Annotated in this window: 23 protein-coding genes; 12 read left to right on the top strand and 11 right to left on the bottom strand. The window is 70.3% G+C overall.

The features are described 5' to 3' along the window. Positions 1-75: 75 nt before the first annotated feature. Positions 76-1,035: a cytochrome c oxidase assembly protein gene (locus IF67_RS0113120; protein ID WP_030985250.1), complete on the top strand. Its 960-nt coding sequence runs from the start codon at positions 76-78 to the stop codon at positions 1,033-1,035. A gap of 105 nt (positions 1,036-1,140) precedes the next feature. After that, complete coding sequence (locus IF67_RS44210; RefSeq protein WP_030985249.1) at positions 1,141-1,299, top strand: hypothetical protein; 159 nt, start codon at positions 1,141-1,143, stop codon at positions 1,297-1,299. A gap of 45 nt (positions 1,300-1,344) precedes the next feature. Here the strand turns inward: IF67_RS44210 and IF67_RS0113110 are convergent, their stop codons facing one another. Both IF67_RS0113110 and IF67_RS0113105 read right to left on the bottom strand, forming a co-directional pair. Then, positions 1,345-1,728 (bottom strand): SSI family serine proteinase inhibitor, encoded by a 384-nt coding sequence (locus IF67_RS0113110; RefSeq protein ID WP_234341065.1) that lies wholly within the window; start codon positions 1,726-1,728, stop codon positions 1,345-1,347. A gap of 258 nt (positions 1,729-1,986) precedes the next feature. Further along, entirely contained in the window at positions 1,987-2,676 is a 690-nt protein-coding gene (locus IF67_RS0113105) for a hypothetical protein (RefSeq protein ID WP_030985247.1), read from the bottom strand. A gap of 154 nt (positions 2,677-2,830) precedes the next feature. Between IF67_RS0113105 and IF67_RS0113100 the strand changes: the two genes are divergently transcribed. Next, entirely contained in the window at positions 2,831-3,580 is a 750-nt protein-coding gene (locus IF67_RS0113100; protein WP_030985245.1) for a type 1 glutamine amidotransferase domain-containing protein, read from the top strand. Positions 3,581-3,632: 52 nt separating this feature from the next. Then, complete coding sequence (locus tag IF67_RS0113095; RefSeq protein ID WP_158713080.1) at positions 3,633-4,763, top strand: hypothetical protein; 1,131 nt, start codon at positions 3,633-3,635, stop codon at positions 4,761-4,763. 113 nt (positions 4,764-4,876) lie between these two features. On the opposite strand, the gene IF67_RS0113090 is transcribed toward IF67_RS0113095, so the two are convergent. Together IF67_RS0113090 and IF67_RS0113080 are read right to left on the bottom strand one after the other, a co-directional pair. Beyond that, positions 4,877-5,944: a serine hydrolase domain-containing protein gene (locus tag IF67_RS0113090; protein WP_420708642.1), complete on the bottom strand. Its 1,068-nt coding sequence runs from the start codon at positions 5,942-5,944 to the stop codon at positions 4,877-4,879. A 1,767-nt stretch (positions 5,945-7,711) separates the two neighbouring features. Then, entirely contained in the window at positions 7,712-8,689 is a 978-nt protein-coding gene (locus IF67_RS0113080; protein WP_051817951.1) for an amidohydrolase family protein, read from the bottom strand. Positions 8,690-9,035: 346 nt separating this feature from the next. On the opposite strand from IF67_RS0113080, the gene IF67_RS0113075 reads away from it, so the two are divergent. The 3 genes from IF67_RS0113075 to IF67_RS0113065 all read left to right on the top strand — a co-directional run bounded on the left by IF67_RS0113075 (position 9,036) and on the right by IF67_RS0113065 (position 11,831). Next, on the top strand, positions 9,036-9,764 hold the full coding sequence (locus IF67_RS0113075) for a lysophospholipid acyltransferase family protein (RefSeq protein ID WP_030985237.1): 729 nt from the start codon (positions 9,036-9,038) through the stop codon (positions 9,762-9,764). Between the two features lie 89 nt (positions 9,765-9,853). Then, complete coding sequence (locus IF67_RS0113070) at positions 9,854-10,909, top strand: NAD-dependent epimerase/dehydratase family protein (RefSeq protein ID WP_037839232.1); 1,056 nt, start codon at positions 9,854-9,856, stop codon at positions 10,907-10,909. Between the two features lie 97 nt (positions 10,910-11,006). Next, on the top strand, positions 11,007-11,831 hold the full coding sequence (locus IF67_RS0113065) for a TIGR02452 family protein (RefSeq protein ID WP_030985233.1): 825 nt from the start codon (positions 11,007-11,009) through the stop codon (positions 11,829-11,831). Between the two features lie 100 nt (positions 11,832-11,931). Here the strand turns inward: IF67_RS0113065 and IF67_RS0113060 are convergent, their stop codons facing one another. Continuing rightward, positions 11,932-13,569: an alpha/beta hydrolase gene (locus IF67_RS0113060; RefSeq protein WP_030985231.1), complete on the bottom strand. Its 1,638-nt coding sequence runs from the start codon at positions 13,567-13,569 to the stop codon at positions 11,932-11,934. A gap of 639 nt (positions 13,570-14,208) precedes the next feature. On the opposite strand from IF67_RS0113060, the gene IF67_RS0113055 reads away from it, so the two are divergent. The 4 genes from IF67_RS0113055 to IF67_RS0113040 all read left to right on the top strand — a co-directional run bounded on the left by IF67_RS0113055 (position 14,209) and on the right by IF67_RS0113040 (position 16,409). Then, positions 14,209-14,592 carry a hypothetical protein gene (locus tag IF67_RS0113055; protein ID WP_030985229.1) on the top strand — a complete coding sequence of 128 codons (384 nt, stop codon included), beginning with the start codon at positions 14,209-14,211 and terminating at the stop codon, positions 14,590-14,592. A gap of 43 nt (positions 14,593-14,635) precedes the next feature. Continuing rightward, positions 14,636-15,484: a hypothetical protein gene (locus IF67_RS0113050; RefSeq protein ID WP_030985227.1), complete on the top strand. Its 849-nt coding sequence runs from the start codon at positions 14,636-14,638 to the stop codon at positions 15,482-15,484. A gap of 70 nt (positions 15,485-15,554) precedes the next feature. After that, on the top strand, positions 15,555-15,935 hold the full coding sequence (locus tag IF67_RS0113045) for a roadblock/LC7 domain-containing protein (RefSeq protein WP_030076212.1): 381 nt from the start codon (positions 15,555-15,557) through the stop codon (positions 15,933-15,935). Between the two features lie 99 nt (positions 15,936-16,034). After that, a complete protein-coding gene (locus tag IF67_RS0113040; RefSeq protein WP_030076211.1) occupies positions 16,035-16,409 on the top strand; it encodes a hypothetical protein in 375 nt (124 codons plus the stop codon). Positions 16,410-16,425: 16 nt separating this feature from the next. On the opposite strand, the gene IF67_RS0113035 is transcribed toward IF67_RS0113040, so the two are convergent. From IF67_RS0113035 to IF67_RS0113010, 6 genes are read right to left on the bottom strand one after another with little or no spacing between them, the layout of a single operon-like run. Beyond that, positions 16,426-17,265 (bottom strand): urease accessory protein UreD, encoded by an 840-nt coding sequence (locus tag IF67_RS0113035; protein WP_037839229.1) that lies wholly within the window; start codon positions 17,263-17,265, stop codon positions 16,426-16,428. Beyond that, the gene (gene ureG / locus IF67_RS0113030) at positions 17,262-18,005 is read right to left on the bottom strand and encodes an urease accessory protein UreG (RefSeq protein WP_030985221.1); all 744 of its coding nucleotides are present in this window, start codon (positions 18,003-18,005) and stop codon (positions 17,262-17,264) included. The genes IF67_RS0113035 and ureG overlap by 4 nt, the downstream gene beginning before the upstream one ends. 52 nt (positions 18,006-18,057) lie before the next feature. Further along, entirely contained in the window at positions 18,058-18,732 is a 675-nt protein-coding gene (locus IF67_RS0113025; protein ID WP_030985220.1) for an urease accessory protein UreF, read from the bottom strand. A 40-nt stretch (positions 18,733-18,772) separates the two neighbouring features. Continuing rightward, the gene (locus IF67_RS0113020) at positions 18,773-20,494 is read right to left on the bottom strand and encodes an urease subunit alpha (RefSeq protein WP_030985218.1); all 1,722 of its coding nucleotides are present in this window, start codon (positions 20,492-20,494) and stop codon (positions 18,773-18,775) included. Continuing rightward, on the bottom strand, positions 20,487-20,798 hold the full coding sequence (locus IF67_RS0113015; protein ID WP_030985217.1) for an urease subunit beta: 312 nt from the start codon (positions 20,796-20,798) through the stop codon (positions 20,487-20,489). Before IF67_RS0113015 ends, IF67_RS0113020 begins: the two co-directional genes overlap by 8 nt. 16 nt (positions 20,799-20,814) lie before the next feature. Further along, the gene (locus IF67_RS0113010) at positions 20,815-21,117 is read right to left on the bottom strand and encodes an urease subunit gamma (RefSeq protein ID WP_026170153.1); all 303 of its coding nucleotides are present in this window, start codon (positions 21,115-21,117) and stop codon (positions 20,815-20,817) included. A 541-nt stretch (positions 21,118-21,658) separates the two neighbouring features. Here IF67_RS0113010 and IF67_RS0113005 point away from each other — a divergent pair. Continuing rightward, positions 21,659-22,603, top strand: coding sequence for a M28 family metallopeptidase (locus tag IF67_RS0113005; protein WP_030985215.1), 945 nt, complete (start codon positions 21,659-21,661; stop codon positions 22,601-22,603). The last annotated feature ends 39 nt before the right edge of the window (positions 22,604-22,642 follow it).

Here is a 22,642-nt window from a genome sequence, read left to right as displayed (position 1 = left end):
CCCCCGGCCGCTCTGTCAGCCGGGGGCGGTTCTAGTCTTGTCGCCGGAGCATTGGTACGAATCAGGAGCGAGCGGATGGATCACAGCGGGCACGGCATGGACGGCATGAACATGGATCTGCCGCCGTTCACGCTCGCGCGAGGCCTGGAGTTCGGTGGTGATCCGTTCTTCCTCGTCGGCTGTCTGCTGGGGCTCGGGCTGTACGGCTGGGCGGTGATCCGGCTGCGGCGGCGGGGTGATGCCTGGCCGGTGGGCCGGACCGTCGCCTGGGCCGTGGGCGTGCTGTCGGTGGCACTGGTGATGTGCACCGCGCTCAACGACTACGGCATGGCGATGTTCAGTGTGCACATGGTCCAGCACATGGTCATCAGCATGCTGTCGCCGATCCTGCTGCTGCTCGGGGCACCGGTGACGCTGGCGCTGCGCGCGCTGCCGGCTGCCGGGCGCGGCCGCAAGGGACCGCGTGAACTGCTGGTGGCGCTGCTGCACAGCCGCTACATGCGGATCATCACGCATCCGGCGTTCACCATCCCGCTGTTCATCGCGAGCCTCTACGCGCTCTACTTCTCACCGCTGTTCGACTTCCTGATGGAGTCCCGGGCCGGGCACATCGGAATGATGGTGCACTTCCTCGCGGTCGGCCTGGTGTTCTTCTGGCCGATCATGGGCGTCGACCCGGGCCCGCACCGGCCGGGTTATGTGATGCGGATGCTGGAGCTGTTCGCGGGGATGCCTTTCCACGCCTTCTTCGGTATCGCGCTGATGATGGCCTCGGAGCCGATGGTCACCACCTTCGTGCACCCGCCGGCCTCGCTCGGGATCGAGGCGCTGGCCGATCAGTCGGCCGCCGGGGGCATTGCCTGGGCCTTCAGCGAGATCCCGTCCGTAGTGGTGCTGATCGCCCTGGTCTTCCAGTGGTACAAGTCCGAGGAGCGTCAGTCGCAGCGCGCGGACCGGGCCGCCGACCGCAACGGCGACAAGGATCTGGCCGACTACAACGCCTATCTCGCCTCGCTCAACGCACGGGGGCAGTGACGGCGCGTCGCGACTCTGGCGGTACGGGCCGCGGCCGGGGACGATGGTCCCATGGCCGCGGCCCGTGACGTTGGTGTTCCGGGCCGCCGTGAGGAGGTTGCGGGTATGCCCGGATCTGCTAGGACGATGGCCGTGTGCACGGTGGGCGGACTGGTGGTGGCGACCACCTACACCGTGGCGATGGGCGCCAATGGCTGGCTCTGGTTCTCCTGGGTGGTGCTGGCGCTGGTGACGATCGGCGTGGTGGCGGCGCGGCCGGTCTGAGCGTTCCTGTGCGTCGGCGGCGCCGGCGCCTCGGAACGCGGCGCCTCAGAAGCGGAAGAGCGGCCCGGTGGCGGAGTCCATCGAGCAGGCGTTGGGGAACTCCTTGTGCCAGTTCACCTGGGCACCGCGATAGGTGCCGGTCGCCGTCGCGGTGACCGGGTCGAACTCCCTGGTGCAGGTGTGCGGCTCGCCGGGCAGGGCGTCCATGTCCCCGCGGGCCCAGGCCAGCGCGTCGCAGGCGGCACCCGCGTGCGGATGTCTGCGGTGGATGTCCGGGCAGCTGAGCCGCACCCCGCGGCTCCAGGTGTTGCCGGTCCCGGACACCGTGAGGAGCAGGCCCTGATCGGCGGACGGCGGCTCGTCGGCGTGGGACGGGCCGACGGAGAGGGTGCCGAGCAGGACCGTGGACAGGGCGGCAAGCACGCTCACGGTCAGGGTCGCAGTGGCACGGGTGGATCGGCGTCGACGGCTCACGGGCATCGATGTCTCCTGGGAACACTCGGTGGGGTCGCATGCGGGAGCCTGACAAGGACGCGCGGCGCCCGGTGGCCCCAGGCCACCTCGCCGGGCCCCGGCGGGCAAGCGGCCACGCCGTGAGGTCGCCCGTACGGCCTGCGGCTGCCACCCCGGAGACAAGGGTGGCCGGCAGCGGAGGAGGCGGCGCCGCTGCCGGCCACCGGACCAGGGCTACCCCACGCGCTCGATCCGGGCGTTGCGGATCAGGAACTTCCCTGCCTCACGCACCTGTTCGAATGCCGCGTTGTTGAGCAGTGCGCAGCTGCCCGACGTCGAGGTCACGGAGACGGTCGTCGACTTGTCGTTGTCCAGGTTGGTCACCTTCAGTTTGGTCCCGGCGGGGAACTCGCTGCTGGATGCCGCAGGGGCGCCGCCCTCTCCGGAGAGGGTCACCGTCGAGCCGGCGCAGACCACCTCCCCGTCGGCGGCGGGCGGGTTGTCCCCTGCGGGCGGGGCCGCGGAGGCGGAGGAGTCATCGGACGCGGGCGGGTCGTCCGATGCGGGCGGGGCCGCGGAGTCTGACGGGGCGCCGGAGGCGGGCGGCTCGTTCGCCGCCGGTGGAGCGCCCGCGGCGGCGCCCCCGCCTTCTCCGCCGGAGCAGCCGGCGGCTTTCTGTTTGTTCTGGATCTCTTTGATCACGGCTTGGCGGTTGGCGATCCGGGCCTCTGACTGGGCGTCCGGGTTGGCCTTCTGGTCGGCGATGAACTTCTCGTTGTTGCTCAGGGCGGTGGCCAGTCCATCGCACGCCACGGAGGCCTGGCTGGTGCCGGCGGTGGCGATGGCGATACCGCCGACCAGCGCGGCGGCACTGACGCAGATGACGACCTTCTGACGCCGGCCGACTCTCTTCTTCCGGGACATCTCTCACTCCGATCATCGGCCTGGACCCTGGGCTCAGGCATGGTTGCCGGGCAGTACGCCGAGTCAACCCGCGCTCGTTCAAGGCAAGTTGAAAGTTGTCCACGGATGCCAAAGCGGATACCGAAGGGAAACACCGGCCTGCGATGATGCCCGGGTGCGCGTACTGATGCCGGTCCCCGACCGCGATTTTGATGTCACCGAGGTGGCGGTGCCCTGGCGGCTGCTCACCGACGCCGGCCACCAGGTCGTCTTCGCCACCGAACGGGCCGGCACCCGGCCCGCGTGCGACCCGCGGCTGCTGACCGGTGTCCTCTTCGGGCAGCTCGGCGCCGAGGAGGAGCCCAGGCGCTGCTACGAAGAGCTCACCCGCAGCGCGGAGTTCACCGCGACCGTCGGCTGGGCGGAGCTGGCCCCGGAGGAGTACGACGGGCTGATTCTGCCGGGCGGACATGCACCCGGAATGCGGCAGTACCTGGGCTCGGAGGTGTTGCAGCAGCAGGTCGGCAGATTCTGGGCGCTGGACCGGCCGGTCGGAGCGATCTGCCACGGCGTGCTGGTGCCGGCGCGGGCACGGGAGGCGTCCACCGGCCGCAGCCTGCTGGCGGACCGGCGTACGACCTGCCTGCCGAAGTACATGGAACGGTCGGCGTATCTGGCCACGGCCTGGCGGCTCGGCCGCTACTACCGTACGTATCCGGCCTATGTGGAGGACGAGGTCAGGGCCGCACTGGACGGTCCGGACGCCCGCTTCGAGCGGGGGCCGAGGGTCCTTGCCGCGCGTGGCACCGCGACCGACGACTCCGCCGCGTTCGTCGTGCAGGACGGCCACTATCTCTCGGCGCGCTGGCCGGGCGACGCCTACCTCTTCGGGCGCCGGTTCTGTGCACTCCTGGAAGCCTGCTAGCAGGCCGGCCCCTGCTCGTCGGTGCCGGCCGGAAATGTGTGAGGGTGCTGTCATGAGCGATTCAACACCTCACACCCTCAATGGATTTGCCACGACCTTGGTCCGGCTCGGCATCGCGACGGAGGAGCAGGCAGCGGCCGGCCTGGCGGAGGCGGCCGGGATCGACATGGACCTCGACGGGGAATTCGAGGACGCCGACGAGCTGACCTTCCTCGTCGGCGAATGCGGCCTCGGCTTCCAGACGCCCGAAAAGGTAGGCGGTGATCTTGAGGGCGGATATGAGGAGCTGCTGACAGAAGCGGCGGCGTGCTCGGGCGGTTCGGTGGTGGTCGACGACGTCGAGCTGGTGAAGATCGAGAACGAGGACGGGGAGGAGGACGAGTACCTGCACTTCCGGCGCAACGGCCGGTCGATATGGCACGGGACGGAGCACCTCTCCGACAGCACCCGCTACATGGACTGGAATGCCGCCATGGACGCCATCGGTGACCTCGTGCCCGGCAATGACGATTCACGGGCCTTCTGGCAGCTGGACGAGGATTCCTATGACGCCTGGTGGCTTTTGCTGACACCCGAACAGGCCCAGGGCCTGGAGGAGTTCGGCCTGCCGATGGCGGTGCATCTCAGCAACTGGGTCCGGGACGGGAAGCCGACGGCGGAGCCCGAGACGCCCGCGTGGTACGTGGAGGACGACCGCCTGCATGCGAGCGAGGAGTCCCGCCGGTGTCTCGACGAGTGGCTGGCCCCCATGGACGCCGCACTGGACCGGTGGCGGACGGCCCATCTGCCCGACGACTTCCCCTTCGACTACTCGCCGGACTCGCTCACGGCGCTGGAACGGCTTGTACTGGACCGCTTCGACGGCCCCGCCGCGCTTGAGGCGGCGGGCCAAGACGAGTTCTTCGAGGGCGCCATCAGGTACGTCGGTCAGACCGCGCTGCGGCTCTGGCCGTGCCGCTGGACCTACCGGCACTCCGACGACGACTCGTCGGTCTTCACCAACGAGCCGCTGATCCGCTCCAACACCCCGGACGGCTTCGGGGGCGGCTTCTCCCCTGACTACGTGTTGCGGACCCTCGTGGAACTCCGCACGAACAGTGGCATGCGAGAGCGTATGGAATCGGTCGGGGAAGGGGTCGAGGACTACCGCAAGGCGCTCGGCGCCCGCACGCGCGGCCGCTAGGGCCTGTCGTTTGGATCACGCCGGACCAGGGAGCGGGGTCTGGTGCGCGTGCCCGCGAGCCCAGCCTGATCCAAACGCCAGGCCCTAGTGGGTGTCCGGCGAGCAGGCGCGGTTCAGCGGCACAGGGCCGTGTCCACGAGATGCTCGACACGCTTCATGGCTGCCTCGTCGGTCGGCTGCATGGTCACCGCGGCGTCGGCGGCGCGGCCGTCGTCGGTGGCGCCGCCCCGCGTCTCGTATCCGGGGAGGCTGCCGCCGTGGCCCCAGTAGACACCACCGCACGACAGCGGCTTGCTCACGAGACCCAGTCCGTAGCGGGCGCCGGAGCCGAAGTACGGAGCGGGGACGGTGGTACGCATCTGGGCGAGCTGGGCCGCCGGGAGGAGGCGGCCGGCCAGGAGCGCGGTGAAGAACTGGTTGAGGTCGGAGTTGGTGGAGATCATCTGCCCTGCCGCCCAGCCCCAGGAGGGGTCCATCTCCGTGATGTCGCGCAGCGGAGCGCCCGCTGCATCCCTGTAGTAGCCCTGGGGATGGGGTTCTCGGATGGTCATGTCACCGGGGGCGGGGAAGTAGGTGTGACGCAGACCGATGCGCTGGATGACGCGCCGCTCCATCTCCTTGGCGAGGGGCCGGCCGGTGACCTTCTGGATGATCAGGCCGGCCAGCACGTAGTTGGTGTTGCTGTACTCCCATTTCGTCCCGGGGGCGAAGTCGGCCTTGTGCTGGAGGGCGATGTCGAGGAGGTCGCGGGGTTCGAAGTACCGGACGTCGTCGCCGAGGTACGCGGTGTAATTGGGAAGTCCGCTGGTGTGCTGGAGGAGCTGACGGACGGTGATGCGGCGTCCGTCGATCTCCTCCCCGCGGACGAGGCCCGGCAGATAGGTGTCGACCGTGGCGTCGAGGCCGATCTTCCCTTCACCGACCAGTTGCAGCGCGACCACCGCGGTGAACACCTTGGTGTTGCTGCCGATCCGCACCTGACCGTCCTCGGGCACCTTCGAGCCGGTGGCCAGGTCGCCCACCCCCGCGGTGTAGGTACGGGTGCGGCCCGCACGGTCCTGAACGCTCGCCAGCGCGGCGGGCAGGCCATCGGAGCGCACCAGCGCGCTCAGGCCCTGCTGGACGGCGTCCGGCCTCGGGGCAGCGGACACCGCGGGCGGCGCCAGGACACCCAACGTCATGACACCCATGGCCACGGCCACCGCGGCCGCGGCCGGCAGGGCTCTGCGCCGACCGCCCGGCCGCCGCCCGGAAGAACGAAACCTCTGCCATGTCTGCTCACGCACGGGCCAACTCCTACGGAATCATGGGGAAACCAGCGATATGTGCCGGGCCCAGCCTTTCCGGAGGCGACCGCCCGGGACGATCCTGCTAACCGCCCAGCTCCTGGTGGGGCCAGCCCCCGGGTACGCCCAGCCGATGGGGAACAGGGGCGAGGAGGCATGTCCGAACGTACGTTGCGTGAGCAACCTCTCACTCTATGTTTGAGGAAGAGGGAGACAGCTCACCGACACAGCCCCTCCAACGCCGGACCGTCGGATGCGGTGCCCGCGGCGCCGGATGCGTGACGCGACTGGTCGGGTTCGGCATGGCCCTCGGCGGCGCCAACCACCTCCGGACTCCGCTCCTGTTCGGGGAATCGCAAGCGGCGGCCATCGGCACCGGCATTCTCATGACCGTGGGCGGCATCGCGGCGGTCTACGCCGGGGCACGTATGTCCCGCTTCGGCAGGCGCCACACGACTCGATTGCTCAAGGGCTCGAGTCTTCTCGAGCCGCGCTCGTACATCTTGTATCTGCGTCCGTTCGACCTCGACGACCAGCTGTACGGGATCAAGCCTGCACCCAGCCGGAACCTGGTCCGCAGACTGCAAACTCCCCTCAGTCGCACCTTCGAAGAAGACATGGTGCTGAGTCTGCGGCTCAAGATGGGCCGCGTCGTGGCCGTGGGCAGACCCGGTGAACGGCTGCCCTTGCCGGGGCCCGGCGGTTCTACCTGCCCCTCGCCGACTGGAAGCCGATCGTCAGTGACCTCATCCGCGAGGCACGGCCCGTGGTACTCGCCACCGGAACCAGCGAGGGAACACTGTGGGAGCTCACGGAGGTCGTCCGCCTCCTGCCTCCCGAGCGGCTACTTGTGATGGTCTTCACGAACGCGGCCGACTACGACCTCTTCCGGAGCGCAGCCGAGGCTCATTTCACCGCTCGCGCAGCGGAATTCGACGGCCGGGAAGCCGCAAGACTCGCCGGGTTCCGGTGGCCGGACTACCCGGCTCTGAAAAATCCGGACACCCACATCAGCGTCGTCGGAACGCAGGGCTTCATCGTCTTCGGCCCGGACTGGGAACCGGGGTTCGTCCGGCTCGACCCCACCGCGGTGCGGGCCCTGAGCGACTTCGGACGCCTCCGCAAGGTCATGCGACAGCAAGTGACCCCGGCCCTGCGTCGCGTCAAACACGGGCTGTCCCCAGCACCGGGCTCTCCCCTGCACCGGGCTCTCCCCAGCACCGGGTGCTCCGAACAGCGGCGTGATCGCCCCACGCACCCCACCGCAGAGCGAGTCGCGCGGCACCGACGCCACGACCAGCGAAGCGGAGTAACCTCTCGGCTTCACCGCACGCAGTACGGCACAGCGCGAGCGCGGCGCCTTTACCGTCCGCGCTCGGATGGACCTTCGTGGTCAGCCCACCGCGGGAGCGGCCGAGCGCTTCGCCTGACGCACCGCCTCCGCCAGGAACGGGCGCAGACGTATGTGCACGCGCAGGTGAACTGATCTTTGTACGGCCCCTCTTGAGGTACTTGGGGGTGCAAGTGGCGGAGCTGTTGGTGCCCTCGGTGGCGTGCTGGTGAGCGCGGACCGAGCTGGAGTCGATGTTGATGTTCCAGTCGACGTCGCCCGCGGCGTCGGCGACCGCCTGGACGTGCTGGAGCAGCCGCTCCCAGGTGCCGTCAGCCGTCCTGGAGAGTGTCGTCGCGCTCGCTCTGGGGATCGCTTCGCCGCCTGAGCCGGGCCCCCGCTGTCAGCACCTGCTCGGCCCGCTCCGGCGGGAGGGCTTCCTCGAGGAACGAGACGGCCCGGCAGAGCTGTTGACCGCTCTGGTAGGGGAAGTCGGTGCCGAGCAGCAGCCGGTCCGCGCCATAGGAGTCGGTGGCGGCCCGCACGGCCGGGACATGGCCGTGTGCGACGGTGTCGTAGTACATGCGGCGGGCGGCCTCGGTGGGCTTCTCGACGACGTCCGGGGCCTCCCAGGGGAGGTGGTCGTCGGCGCGGGGCAGCAGCAGCGGCAGGGCTCCGCCGAGATGGGAGTGGATGATCCGCAGGCGGGGAAAGCGGCGCGGGATCCCCTCCAGGATGAGGTGCATCGCGCAGATGGTGTCCTCCGTCGGCGCGCCGACCATCCAGCGCATCCGGTGGGCGGCGATCAGGGGTGATCCGGCGTCATGGCCGGAGGGGTGCACGGACAGTACGCCGCCACGCCAGTCGAGTTCCTCGAAGAGCGGGGTGAAGACGGGGTCGCCGAGGCTGCGGCCCAGGACGTCGGTGGTGACGCCGACGCCCGCCATGCCGAGTTCGCCGAGCGCGCGGGCCAGCTCCTCCAGGGACGCGTCCAGGTGGGGCAGCGGAAGCGCGGCGAAGGCGGAGAAGCGGGCGGGCCAGTCGCGGACCAGGCCGGCGTAGTGGTCATTGGCGTGCCGGGCGGCCGTGACCGCTTGGCCGGCGTCCGCGAAGTACGGCCCCTGGGGCGACACGGACAGGATCTGGTGGTCGATTCCGGCCGCGTCGTTCATCGCGAACCGGGCGTCCAGTTCCCGGGCGCTGTCTCCGGCTCCCAGGCCGCGGTGTGCGGCGGCGTCCCGGCGTCCGTAGGACTCCAGGAGCCGGAGGTAGGCCTCGCTCCACAAGTGGGCGTGCACATCGGTCCGCATCCCTTTCAGCTTCCCGCCGGGACCTTGGCGTGTCCACCGGACCGTACGGCGCGGCAGCCTGCGGGACGCCGCCGGCGGCCGTCCGGGACCCGTCCGCGCGGCGCGGCGGTGGTGCCCTCCCCTGGCGTACCTGGGCGGTGGTGTCCTCCCCCCGTGCGTACCTGGCGGCGGCGCTCACCTCACCCGTCTCGCGGGTGTCCGGGACCGGAAAAGAGTCAGCATCGATCCGGCCGAAGGTGGTTACCCGCGAGGGCACTTGCCCATAAACTCACTGGCCGTCCCCGGGGACCCTTGACCTGGAACGATGTAGCCGCCCGGGCGAGCCGACGGAATGGGGAGCTGCCCTGTGCTCTACCAGGTGCTGAAGTACCTGCTTCTCGGGCCGTTGCTGCGGCTGGTGTTCCGGCCGCGGATCGAGGGGCTCGATCATGTGCCGGAGGAGGGCGCGGCGATCATTGCGGGCAATCATCTGTCGTTCGCCGATCACTTTGTGATGCCGGCGATCCTGCCGCGCCGGGTGACGTTTCTGGCCAAGGCGGAGTACTTCACCGGGCCCGGCCTGAAGGGACGGCTGACCGCGGCGTTCTTCCGGGGCGTCGGGCAGATTCCGGTGGACCGCTCCGGGGGCCGCGCCTCGCAGGCCGCCATCTCCTCGGGCCTCTCCGTCCTGCGCAAGGGCCGGCTGCTGGGCATCTACCCGGAGGGCACCCGCTCGCACGACGGCCGGCTCTACAAGGGACGTACCGGCGTCGCTTCGATGGCCATCAAGGCCGGGGCGCCGGTGGTGCCGTGCGCGATGATCGGCACGTTCGAGGCGCAGCCGACGGGCCGGCGGCTGCCGCGCATCATGCGGATCACCATCCGCTTCGGCGCACCGCTGGACTTCTCGCGATATGCGGGGCTGGAGGACGAACGCGCCGCCCTGCGCGCCGTCACCGACGAGATCATGTACGCGATCCTCACCCTGTCCGGGCAGGAGTACGTCGACACCTACGCGGGCGAGGCCAAGGCCGCGGCGCAGGCACAGGCGCGGGCACACGGACGGCGTGGGCACGGGAAGGGGGCCGCGGGCTGAGCCGCCGGGCGGGGTCCGCGCCCGGCGAACTCCTTGCGCCGTGGGCGAATAGCCCTGCCCCGTCGGCTGACGGTCCGTAGGGTCCGGTCATGACTTCAGGCAGTGCAGTGGTGATCGGGGCGAGCGGACAGATCGGGCGTGCGGCGGTGCGGGCTCTGGCGCGGGACGGCTGGGAAGTGCGGGCCGCGTCCCGGCATGGCGGGCGCGATGATTCCTGGCCCGGCGAGGTCCGGTCCGTGGCGGTGGACCGGGAGGACGACGCGGCGCTGGCCGGGCTGATCGGCGAGGGCTGTGACGTGCTGCTGGACTGTGTGGCGTACGGGACCGCGCATGCCAAGCAGCTGACGGCGCTGGCGGACCGGATCGGTTCGGCCGTGGTGGTCTCCAGTTGCGTGGTGTACGAGGACGACCGCGGGCGCAGCTTCGCGACGATGGGCGAACCGGACGGCTCCCCCGTTTACCCGCTGCCCGTCCCGGAGTCCCAGCCGACCGTGCGGCCCGGCGACGAGAACTACGGCACCCGCAAGGCCGCCCTGGAACAGGCACTGCTGGCGCAGGGCGACCGGCTGCCGGTGACGCTGCTGCGGGCCTGCGCCGTGCACGGCCCGTACAGTCCGCTGCCCCGTGAGCTGCACTTCGTCAAAAGGGTGCTGGACGGGCGCCGGGTGCGGGTGCTCGCCTACGGCGGCAGCAGCCGTTTCCATCCGGTGCATGTGGACAACCTCGCGGAGCTGGTCCGGCTGGCGGCCCGCCGGCCGGGCTCGCGGGTGCTCAACGCGGCCGATCCGCAGGCGCCGACGGTGGCCGAGATCTCGGCGGCGGTGGATGCGGCGATGGGCGCGCCGGAGAACGAGATCGTGCAGGTGGACGGCGCCCCGCCGTCGTCCGACGTCGGCGACACCCCGTGGTCGGTCCGACACCCTCTCGTCTACGACATGACCGCGGCGGAGCGCGAGTTGGGCTATCGCGCGGTGACGACGTACGAGGAGTCGCTGCCCGCGACGGCGGCCTGGCTGGCCGACCGGGTCAAGGGGCGGGACTGGTGGGAGGTGTTCCCCAGGATGGCCGGCTTCTATCCGGACGCGAAGCTGTTCGGGTATGCGGCCGAGGACCGGTGGCTGGCGGAGCGGGGCGGGAAGCGCTGAGGCCCGCAGCGCGGGCCGGCGCCGATATCCGATCGCGGGGTGTGCCGCCGGCCCGTACCTTGATCGCTATGAAGCATCGGATACGGGGGTGCCGACGATGAGCGCCCGACTGCGTGGCATGGCACAGGAAACGGAACAGATCGTCGCGGCGGGTGCGTACCACGCCCCGAGCGGACGGCTGGTGGAGATCGCAACGGCGGTCGGACGGGCCCGGGCCGCGACCCGGCTGTACGGCCCGGAGCCGGTCGCCGTGGAGGAGCCGTCGCCGGGAACGCGCACGGTGTTCGAGGTGACGGGGGAAGGCAGCCTCACGGCGGGGCGGCGGCTGGCCGAGACGGGCGAGGGGCCGCTCGCCGTGCTGAACTTCGCCTCCGCGCGCAATCCCGGCGGCGGCTATCTGAATGGCGCGCAAGCCCAGGAGGAGGCGCTGTGCCGAGGGTCGGCGCTCTACACCTGTGTACGCGAGGCCCCGGACTTCTATGCCGCACACCGGGCCGAGCCGAGCCCCTTCTACAGCGACCGGGTGATCCTCTCCCCCGGCGTACCGGTGTTCCGCGACGACCGGGGCCGGTTGCTCGAGGTGCCGTACGAGGCGGGCTTTCTGACGGCCGCGGCGCCGAACGCGGGAGTGATCGCACGGCAGCGGCCGGCCGAGACGGGCCGGGTGGCGGCGGCGCTGGCGACGCGTGCGGAGCGGGTGCTGGAGGTCGCGGCGGCCGGCGGGCACCGTCAGCTGGTCCTCGGCGCCTGGGGCTGTGGGGTGTTCCGTAATGAACCGGCCGATGTGGCAGGGGCGTTCGCGGCCGCATTGCTGGACGGGGGCCGGTTCTGCGGCTGGTTCGACCGCGTTGTGTTCGCCGTGCTGGACCGTCGGGAGGACTCCCCCACCAGGGCCGCCTTCTCCAAGGCGTTTCCCGGGTAAGCGGCGCGCGGAGGAGCACTGACGACGACAGGGGCGGCCGGGAGGATTCCCGGCCGCCCCTGCGTGCCGTCACTTCCGTGCCGGCATGTTCAAGGCGTCACTAGGGGGCGACCGGAAGGATGGAGGCACCCTTGGCGGCGGCCTTCGCCGTCGGCTTGGCCGGCTGGGGCGTGGCGTGCGGAGCGCAGGTCACGTCCTTGGCGTCGGTCTTCCCTTCCAGGAAGTACGCGTCGACCCGGTTGTTGATGCAGGGGTTGACCTGACCGGTGACACCGTGCGATCCGGCGTCCCGCTCGGTGATCAGACGCGAGCCCTTGAAACGGTGGTGCAGCTCGACCGCGCCGCCGTAAGGCGTCGCCGCGTCGCGGGTGCTCTGCACGATCAGGACGCTCGGCAGACCCTTGCCGGTCTTGACGTCGACCGGTCGCTGCTGCTTGACCGGCCAGGTGGCGCAGGGCAGGTTCATCCAGGCGTTGGACCAGGTCATGAACGGAGCCTGCTGGTGGATGCGGGTGTTGTCGCGGTCCCACTTCTTCCAGCTGGTGGGCCACTTGGCGTCGGTGCACTCGACGGCCGTGTAGACGGCGTTGCCGTTCTCCGCGGAGGCGTTGCCGGCGAGGTCCAGGAGGTTCGGACCGGCGTTCTCCACCAGCGGCTTGCTGTTACCGGAGAGGTACGCGCTCCAGACCTCGGCGACCGAGGCCCACATCGAGTCGTAGTACGGCGCGTTCTGGAAGAAGCCGGTGAGCTCGGCGGGGCCGACCACACCGCTGATGGGGTTCTTCTTGGCGGTCGCCCGCAGCTTCTCCCACGCCGCCTGGACCTTCTCGGGGGTGGCACCGATGTGGTACGTGGCGTCGTTCTTGGCGACCCACTTCTTCCAGTCGCCCCAGCGGGTCTCGAAGGCGATGTCCTGGTCGAGGTTGGCCTGGTACCAGACCTTCTCACGGGACGGATCGACGACGCTGTCGACGAGCATCCGGCGGACATGGTTCGGGAAGAGCGTCCCGTAGACGGCACCCAGGTAGGTGCCGTAGGAGACGCCCAGGTAGTTGAGCTTCTTGTCACCGAGCGCGGCACGAATCACATCGAGATCGCGGGCGGTGTTCTTGGTCGTCATGTAGGGCAGGAGGCCGCCACTGCGCTCGGCGCAGCCGTCGGCGTACTCCTTGGCGAGCTTGCGCTGGGCGCGCTTGTCGGCCTCGCTGCCCGGTACCGGGTCGGCCTTCGGGGCCTTGACGAACTCCTGCGGGTCCATGCAGGAGATCGGCGCGGAGTGGCCGACACCCCGGGGGTCAAAGCCGACAAAGTCATACGCCTTGGCGGTCTTGACCCAGAGGGGGCTCTTGCTGGTGATACGGCTCGGGAACTTCATGCCCGAACCGCCGGGGCCACCGGGGTTGTAGACGAGGGAGCCCTGTCGCTCCTTCTTGCTGCCGGTGCTGACGGCGCGGTCCACGGCGATCTTGATGGTGCGGCCGTTGGGCCGGGCGTAGTCGACCGGGACGGTGACATAGCCGCACTGGATGGGCGACTTGAAGCCCCAGTCGGCGGGGCACTCCTGCCAGTCGATGCCCTTCTTGGCCGCGCGCGCGGCGGCGGTCGCGACACCGCGCGCTTCGGCCGAACCGCGCTGGTGCTGCTCGCCCGCGCTGGCGGGCGTGGCGGATATCGCTCCGGCGAGGAGCGCTCCGGTCACCATGGTGCCGGCGGCGCCGAGCGCTGCTGTTTTTCTCACGTGGTTAATTCCCCCTGCATGGTGTGCCACTTGTGGCGGCGTTGATCACAGGCTTACGAAGGGATCCTGACGTGTGGCGTCCCCTCTTGAACAGGTTCGACCCACACTTCTTTACCAAGCTGTAGGTTTCCGGCCGCGTCGGCTTCGGCCTGTTGGAGTGCGGCAGTCCGCGCAGCCGTGGAGTGCGCGGGCGCTGCGCCGGAATACGGGTGGCGCGGACGCAGCCCCCCGTAGCAGTGCCGGTGAACGGCCGGACATCGCAGCGGAACCTCACCATTCCGGCCAAGGCCGCCGGGCAGTGACCCACGCGACCGCATCACACCCGCCACACTCATCGGGGGCATCAACTCCACCCGCAAGAGGAGCAGTTGGCAGGCCGACAAGGGCCTCACACCAGGTAGGGACTGCTAGGCGGAGAGGTTCCTGCCGTGGCCGGCCTGGTGGAGTGCGGCACGGCGCGATGGCTCCCGGAGGGGCGCGCAGGGGCGAGAATACGTCAATTGCCGTAGACCTGCCCTTCAGGCATGTGCCAGCCGCACACCTTCAGTAACCTTCCGTGAAGGCTCTCCCACTCACCGCCACAAGGGAGGGCTTCGGCGTTTTCGCGCCCCGTCCGAGCCGTCGCGAAGGAGATCCGAAGTGCCGGGTATCGATCAGGTGTTGTCCCAAGCCATGGGGATCCCCGGCGTTCGGTGTGCCGGACTGATCGACTGGACCAGTGGTCTGACGCTCGGTACGGCGGGGCAGGCGCCGCACGACGATCACGACGCGGCCGCCGCGGACACCGCGGAGGTGGTGCAGGCCGTGGTGCGCAACGCCACCTTCGACACCACGGGCACCGCGGGCCCGGCCCTCGAAGACCTCATCATCACGGCTGCGGGCTGCTACCACCTCATCCGTTTTGTGCACACGGCCTTCGACAGCCAGACCTACCTCTACCTCTGGCTGGACCGCACGCAGGCCAACCTCGCCGTCGCCCGGCTACGGCTGCGCGCGCTGGCCGCGGAGCTGGTCGCGTCCTGACGGCGCCCTCCGCCACACCGCACGAACGGTAAGGGAACCAGCCATGGGCCTGCCCATATCTCCTCACCCGCCCGCCCCGGCCGGGCTGCTCGACCGCTGCGCCGCCGAACGCGTCACCGGCACCCTCAGCGGTCCGCACGGCTGCTTCTACCTTCTCGACGGCGCGGTCTACTGCATCGAGGGCACCGCGGCCCCTGGGCTCGACATACGTCTCACCGCGGCCGGCAAGCTGCCGCCGAGGGGCTGGCAGTACGCCGCCGAAACGGCAGGACCGCGGCAGAGCGGTGGCCAATTCCTGGTGAGCGAGGGCTGGTTGACGCAGGGCGAACTGGAGATATGCCATCTTGCCGCCCTGCTCGACGCCGCGTTCTTCGCCCTTCCACTGGCGCCGGAGGCCACCTCCTTCACCCCCGGGACCGGGCACTGGCTGGGTGTCATACGCCCCATCAGCGCCACCGCCCTCCAGCAGGCGACGGCCCGCCGCCGGACACTGCTCGACCGGCTGCACCCCTGGGCGGCGGTCGACTCCTCCCCCGTCGTCCCCGTCCACCCGCGCACCTCGGCCCCCACCACGGGCCGCCAGCGGCGGCTGCTCGACCGCGCCGACGGCCGGCAGACACCCCAGGAGCTGGCCCGCGCGCTGGGCCAGTCCGCGTTCGGGACGCTGCTCGACATCCGCCGCCTCGCCGCCGCCGGCCTCGTCCACGTCCCCCGGGCACCGGCATCGCTCCCCCGGCGACGGCCCGGCGCCTTCCTGAACGGTGCCGCCCCCGTGGCCGAAGGGGGCCCCGACGCGAGCTGGCAACTACCGGTACCGGATGCCCTCGATACCGCCGATCCGGATATTGCCCTCCTTGTCCGACTGCGTACGGCGTTGGAGGAAAGCCTGTGAGCCCTTGCGCACGAAGACCGTGCACCCCATGAGGCGCGTCATCAGAAGGCACGCCTCGAAAAGGAGACTGATGACGATCGAACCCCGGATACGGGAGGAATTGCACACGCTGCGCGATCAAGTACGCCATTTCCAGGGCGGGATGGTGGCGAGCGTCGACGGCATGGTGATCGCCCATGATCTGCCGGATATCGAGCCGGACGGCCTGGCCGCCCTCACCGCCGCCGCGATCGGCGTCGCCAAACGCCTCACCGACGCGACCGGACAGGGCGATTTCGAAGAATCCCTGACGCGCGGCGCGGACGGCTATATCGCGGCCTATTCGGCCGGACGCCGCGCGGTCCTGACCGCCGTGGCCAGCCCCGACACCAACGTGGGCCGGCTTCATCTTCAGGCCAGAAGGGCTGCGGCCCGGATCGGCGCCCTCGTGGACGCACAGCCCCACCGGTAGGAGACCTCCCCCACGCACCCGCAGAAATGCAACCACCCGGAATCCGGAAACCCGGAAACCGAGAAACACCGTCAAGGAATCGAAAGGTCTGAACCCCTCATGGCTCAACTGGAATCCGCTCTCGCCGACGCGATGTCGACCATCGAGGGCGCGGTCGGCGTCGCCCTGGTCGACTACACCAGCGGTATGGCCCTGGCCACCCTGGGCGACAAGCAGGCACTGGACCTCAACGTCGCGGCGGCCGGCAATACCGATGTCGTACGGGCCAAGATGCGCACCATGGAGATGCTGGAACTCCAGGGCGCCATCGAGGACATGCTCATCACTCTGACCTCGCAGTACCACATCATCCGCCCGGTGACGGGCAAGAGCGGTGCCGGCCTCTTTCTCTACCTGGTGCTGGACCGCAAGCGCGCCAATCTTGCGCTGGCACGCCTCCGCCTTTCCCGGCTGGAGGCCGATCTGGAGGTATGAGGCGGTGCGGCCGCCGTCACTCGGCGGCGGCCGCCACTGCGGCCTCGTCCAGGAGGCGACGCAGCCGCAGCGCGTCCGGGGCCACGGCCGTGGCCAGGGCCCCGGGACCCGCGAGCGGCGCCAGTACGCCCTGTCCCGCATCGCCGTCGGAGCGCTCACCCGCCGCCGCGCCGAGCAGCCGCACCTCGGCCGGCCGAGCCTCGAACTGCGGCCCGATGAGCAGGAGTTGACCGACGGCGCGGTGCCCGCCCAGAACGGCCGGGGAGTCCCAGCCCGGGACGCCGGGCCCGTACGCCGTCTCCTGGTCGAGCAGCGTCCGGCCGGCCCGGCGGACGGTGAGGCGGCTGCGCACCGCGCCGGTCTCCTCGCCACTGCGTCCCAGGACCTGTTCCTCGCGGAGCACCAGGCGTGCGGTGGGGGCCAGTTCGACGGTGGTGGTCATCCGCAGGTCGCTGCCCGCCGCGGAGATCAGCGGTTCGGGCAGCCAGTCGAGCCGCGCCCCGTCGCCCACCGTCAACCGCACGTCGTAGCGGGCGGGTTCGCCCGTACGGCCGGGCAGCGCGACGGTCGCGGCGGCAGCGGTGAGACGCAGCGCGCTGCCCGCCTCGGCGGTGGCTTCGATGGCCAGCAGGTCGCCGCCGAGCGGGGCGCTCATGGCACCCACGACACAGACCTTGGCCTGGTGGCCGTGCGCGCGGAGGCGGCGCAGCGCGAACGGCCCGTCGCCGTCGAGGACGGGCAGCCGGGTGGTGCCGTGGGCGTCGGTCCGCGCGAGGATGCGGGCGGTGGCGCGCAGCCCGGCGGCGGAGCGGGCGTCGGCCCGCGGTGCCGCCGACGTCGGGGGTGCGAGGGTCATACCGGGCCCGCGGTCCAGTCCGCCAGCCGCTCGCGCACCCAGTCCGAAACGGGTCGGACGCCGTTCTCCGACTTCAGGGCGGTGAAGGCGACGGGGAGCTCGCCGCGCTGCGCCTTGGCGTCGCGGGCCATGCCTTCCAGGTCGACACCGACGTACGGGGCGAGGTCGGTCTTGTTGATGACGAGCAGGTCGGAGGTGGTGACGCCGGGACCGCCCTTGCGCGGGATGTCATCGCCGCCCGCCACGTCGATGACGAAGATCTGGGCGTCGACGAGGCCCTTGGAGAAGGTGGCGGTCAGGTTGTCGCCGCCGGATTCGACCAGTACGAGGTCGAGCGGACCGACCGCCTCCTCCAGGTCCTCGACGGCTTCGAGGTTGGCGGAGATGTCGTCCCGGATGGCGGTGTGCGGGCAGGCACCGGTCTCCACCGCGGCGATCCGCTCGGCGGGCAGCACCGCCTCACGGAGCAGGAACTCGGCATCCTCACGGGTGTAGATGTCGTTGGTGACCACCGCGATGGACAGCTCGTCGCGCAGCGCCCGGCACAGCGCGGCGACGGTGGCGGTCTTGCCGGTGCCGACCGGTCCGCCGAGGCCGATGCGCAGCGCGCGGCGGGTGCCGCTGCGCCGCACTCCGTCCCGGCTCTCCTGTGGGTGCCCGGATGCCGCCCCGACCCGCTGCGGGCCGGCGGCGCTGTAGGTGTAGCGCTCGGGGAAGGAGTCCTGGTGGTCACGGTGCATGGTCACTCCGGTGGTGAGTACGGCGGCGGGCGGCGCGGGGTCTCCGGCAGGGTCAGGACGCGAAGAGTCGTACCGGCCAGGCGGCGTGCTGTTGGGCGGTGAGGTCGAGCAGTGGCGCGGAGGCGGCGGGCAGGGCGTCGGTTCCTTCGGCCGCGACGCGCAGCGCCGCTTCGGTGGCCTGTTGCGCCACCTGGTCGAGCTCGGCGGCGAGCCGGGCGAGCACGGCGGTGGCGTCGAAGGGGTCCAGACTCAGCAGGCGGACGGCCGCGGTGGCCGGGCCGCTGATGTTCTCGTAGGCCACGGCGTATGCGGCATCGAGCGGCGGCAGACCCGCGGACCGGGCGGCCAGGCCCAGGACGACGGGCTGGTGGGCGCCGCGGGGACGGGCCGCGGCGAGCGCGTCGAGTGCGGCGCTCGGCCAGGTCGCCCGCGCGGCCCGCATCATCTGCCGCCCCAGCTTGCGGGCGGTGGTCCGCAGTGCCGGTACCGGGGTACGGGCGTCGGCGGCGTCGTCCAGGAGGAGCGGGTCGTGGCCGGCCGCGGCCGCGGCGGCGAGCCCCGCGGCGACCAGGCCCGCGGTGTGCAGCCGGCCCCGGCAGAAGGTCTCCAGGGTGGCGGCGTCCTTGATGCGTCCCGCGGTGACGGCCGGTTCTGCGCCGCCCGAGTGGGCGTGCCCTCCGGCAGGGAACCGGCCGTCGGCGAGGACGAGCAGCGCTGCGCGGCTCATCGGTGGTACGCGCCCTTCATGGGGGAGTTCATCGGGGGCCTCAGAAGAGGAAGTACCGCTGGGCCATGGGGAGTTCGGCCGCGGGCTGCGGCTCGACGACCTCGCCGTCGATGGTCACGGTGAAGGTGTCGGGGTCGACATGGACGCGCGGCAGGGAGGCGTTGTTGCGCATATCGGCCTTGGTGATGCCGCGGGTGCTGTGGATCGCCTCGAAGGGCTTGGCCAGCGCCAGGCGCTCGGGAAGGGCGTCTTCCAGGGCCTGCCGGGAGACGAAGTTGACCGAGTTGCTGCCCGGGGCCTTGCCGGTGGCGCCGAACATCGGGCGGGGCAGCACCGGCTGCGGAGTGGGGATGGAAGCGTTGGCGTCTCCCATCTGCGCATACGCGATCTGGCCGCCCTTGATGACCAGCTGCGGCTTGACGCCGAAGAACGCCGGGTCCCACAGCACGAGGTCGGCGAGCTTGCCGTCCTCGACGGAGCCGACGACATGGTCGATGCCCTGGGCGAGAGCCGCGTTGATGGTGTACTTCGCGACATAACGGCGGGCGCGGTGGTTGTCCGCACCCCCGTCGCCGGGGAGGGCGCCGCGGCGCCGCTTCATGACGTGCGCCGTCTGCCACGTCCGCAGCACGACCTCACCGATACGCCCCATGGCCTGGGCGTCGGAAGCCATGATCGAGATGGCGCCGAGGTCGTGCAGGATGTCCTCGGCGGCGATGGTGGACGGCCGGATCCGGGACTCGGCGAAGGCGAGGTCCTCGGGGACGGCCGGGTTGAGGTGATGACAGACCATCAGCATGTCGAGGTGCTCCTCGACGGTGTTGACGGTGTGCGGCCGCGTGGGGTTGGTGGAGGCGGGCAGCACATTCGGCTCGGAGACCATCGCGATCATGTCGGGGGCGTGGCCGCCGCCGGCGCCTTCGACGTGGAACGCGTGGAGGGAGCGGCCGGCGATGGCGGCCAGGGTGTCGCCGAGGAAGCCGGCCTCGTTGAGGGTGTCGGTGTGGATCGCGAGCTGGGCGCCGCTCTCCTCGCAGACGGTCAGGCAGGCATCGAGGACGGCGGGTGTGGCGCCCCAGTCCTCGTGGATCTTGAAGCCGAGGATGCCGGCCCGCAGTTGGTCGCGCATCGACGCGAGGGAGGTGGTGTTGCCCTTGCCGAGCAGACCGACGTTGACCGGCAGCGAGTCCATCGACTCGAACATCCGGGCAAGGTGCCAGGCGCCGGGGGTGATGGTGGTGGCTTTGCTGCCCTCGGCCGGTCCGGTACCGCCACCGATCATCGTGGTGACACCGGAGGCCAGCGCCTCGTCCGCCTGCTGGGGGCAGATGAAATGGACGTGGGTGTCGATGGCTCCGGCCGTGAGGATCTTGCCGTTGCCGGCGATGATCTCGGTCTCGGGGCCGATGACCAGGTCGGGGTGGACGCCGTCCATGGTGTCGGGGTTGCCGGCCTTGCCCAGGGCGGTGATCCGCCCGTCGCGGATGCCGACGTCGGCCTTGACGATGCCCCAGTGGTCCAGCACGACCGCGCCGGTGATCACGGTGTCGGGGGTGCCCTCGGCGCGGGTGGCGCGGGACTGGCCCATCGATTCTCGGATCACCTTGCCACCGCCGAAGACGGCCTCGTCACCGGCCCGTCCCGGCCCGCCCGAGCGGTCCTCGGTGATCTCGATGACCAGATCGGTGTCGGCGAGCCGGATGCGGTCGCCGGCGGTCGGGCCGAAGAGATCGGCGTACGCCTGGCGGGTCAGCTCAGCCATCGAGTGTTCCTCCGGTCTCGCCCCGCAGGCCCATGACGATCCGCTTGCCCCCGAGGGGGACGAGTTCGACCTCGGTGGGGATGCCGGGCTCGAAGCGCACGGCGGAGCCGGCCGGGACGTTCAGCCGCTTGCCGTGCGCGGCCACGCGGTCGAAGTCGAGGCCGGGATTGGCCTCGGCGAAGTGGTAGTGGGAGCCGACCTGGACGGGGCGGTCGGCGGCGTTGAGGACGGTCATGCGCGTGCAGGGAAGGCCTTCGTTGAGGCGCACCGGCTCGTCGGCGTGGAGGATCTGTCCCGGGATCATCGTCTGCTGCCCCCGTTCAGTTGATGGGTTCGTGAACGGTGACGAGCTTGGTGCCGTCGGGGAAGGTGGCCTCAACCTGCACGTCGTGGATCATCTCGGGCACGCCGTCCATGACCTCGTCGCGAGTGAGCACCTTGCGACCGGAGGACATGAGCTCGGCGACGGTTCGGCCGTCCCGCGCCCCTTCGAGGATGTGCACGGTCAGCAGGGCAATCGATTCCGGGTGGTTCAGCTTCACCCCCCGGGAGCGGCGTTTTTCAGCCACATCTGCCGCCACATGAATCATCAAGCGTTCCTGCTCATGCGGGGTCAGTTGCATACGATCCACCTCACAGTCTTCCCGCCCGGACACATTCACCCAGGTCACAGGCGTGGAGACACCCGTGACGATAGATGTACCACGCAATAATTAAAGGAGGAGCAAACCGACTTCCAGCACTTGGCCATCAACAGCCCCACGCTCGGAGACTAGTTCGGCGGGATTTCGTCGGCGTTACAACCAGGGACACATCAGCGTCCCCTCTTACGCCTGATGTAACGCGGTGTCACTACCGCCCGTCACGGCGCGGCAACCGATCCCCATGGCGGCCTCATCCCGCCCATTTCCCCAGAAGCGCCCGGAACCCGAAGGCCGGATCCGCACCCCGCGGGCCGACGGCACCCGGGGAACAGAGGCGTGTCATGCACCACCAACCGCCATGATCGCCGCAAATCAGACGCACTCCGCTCGGCGAACTCAGCTGTCCGGTATGCGCTCTTGACGGTTCCCGCGGTGATCGCAATTCTCGTGTGCGCGTTAAACATGTGCGCGTCAAAGCAGCTCCGCGCCATTCCCCCCACACCAGTATCGGAGCCACACAGTGCCTCGTTCCACACGAATACGCCGGGCCGCGCTGGCCACCGGCGCCGTCACCGCCCTGGCAGCCACCGTCTTCACCGCGGCCGGCGCCTACGCCGAGACCGCGCCGGCGGCCGCCCCGGACATCGACGTCAAGGCCGTCAAGGCCGACCTCGACCAGTTGCAGTCCATCGCCGACGCCAACGGCGGCAACCGGGCCCACGGACAGCCGGGCCACAAGGCCTCCATCGACTTCCTCAAGGGCAAGCTGGACAAGGCCGGATTCACCACCAAGGTCCAGGAGTTCGACAGCAACGGCACCAAGGGCTACAACCTGGTCGCCGACTGGCCGGGCGGCGACGAGGGCAAGACCGTGATGGCCGGTGCCCACATCGACTCGGTCCCCGACGGCCCCGGCATCAACGACAACGGCTCGGGTTCGGCCGGCATCCTCGAGGTGGCCCTCGCGGTCGCCAAGGCGGAGCTCAAGCCCACCAAGCACCTTCGGTTCGCCTGGTTCGGCGACGAAGAGGACGGCATGGTCGGCTCGCAGGCCTACGTCGACAAGCTCGGCGCCGACAAGTCGAAGATCGACTCGTATCTGAACTTCGACATGATCGGCTCGCCGAACCCGGGCTACTTCGTCTACGACGACGACACCCGCCTGGAGAAGGTCTTCAAGGACTGGTTCGCCCAGAAGAACATCGCCACCGAGAAGGAGACCGAGGGCGACGGCCGCTCGGACCACGCCTCCTTCAAGGACGCGGGCATCGCCGTCGGCGGTCTCTTCTCCGGCGCCGACTACAAGAAGACCGAGGAGCAGGCCAAGAACTGGGGCGGCGAGGCCGGCAAGGCCTTCGACGCCTGCTACCACCAGGCCTGCGACACCTCGAAGAACATCGACGAGAAGGCGCTCGACACCAACAGCGACGCCATCGCCCACGCGATATGGGAGCTCAGCTCCTGAGCCACCCGCCCCGCCGCACGGTCAGCACCCGCTGAACCG

Origin of the sequence: Streptomyces sp. NRRL S-1813 (genome assembly GCF_000719605.1) — a bacterium.
Lineage (GTDB): Bacteria > Actinomycetota > Actinomycetes > Streptomycetales > Streptomycetaceae > Streptomyces > Streptomyces decoyicus.
Note: the sequence above shows the minus strand (reverse complement) of the source record. Positions and strands in the feature narration are given on the sequence as shown.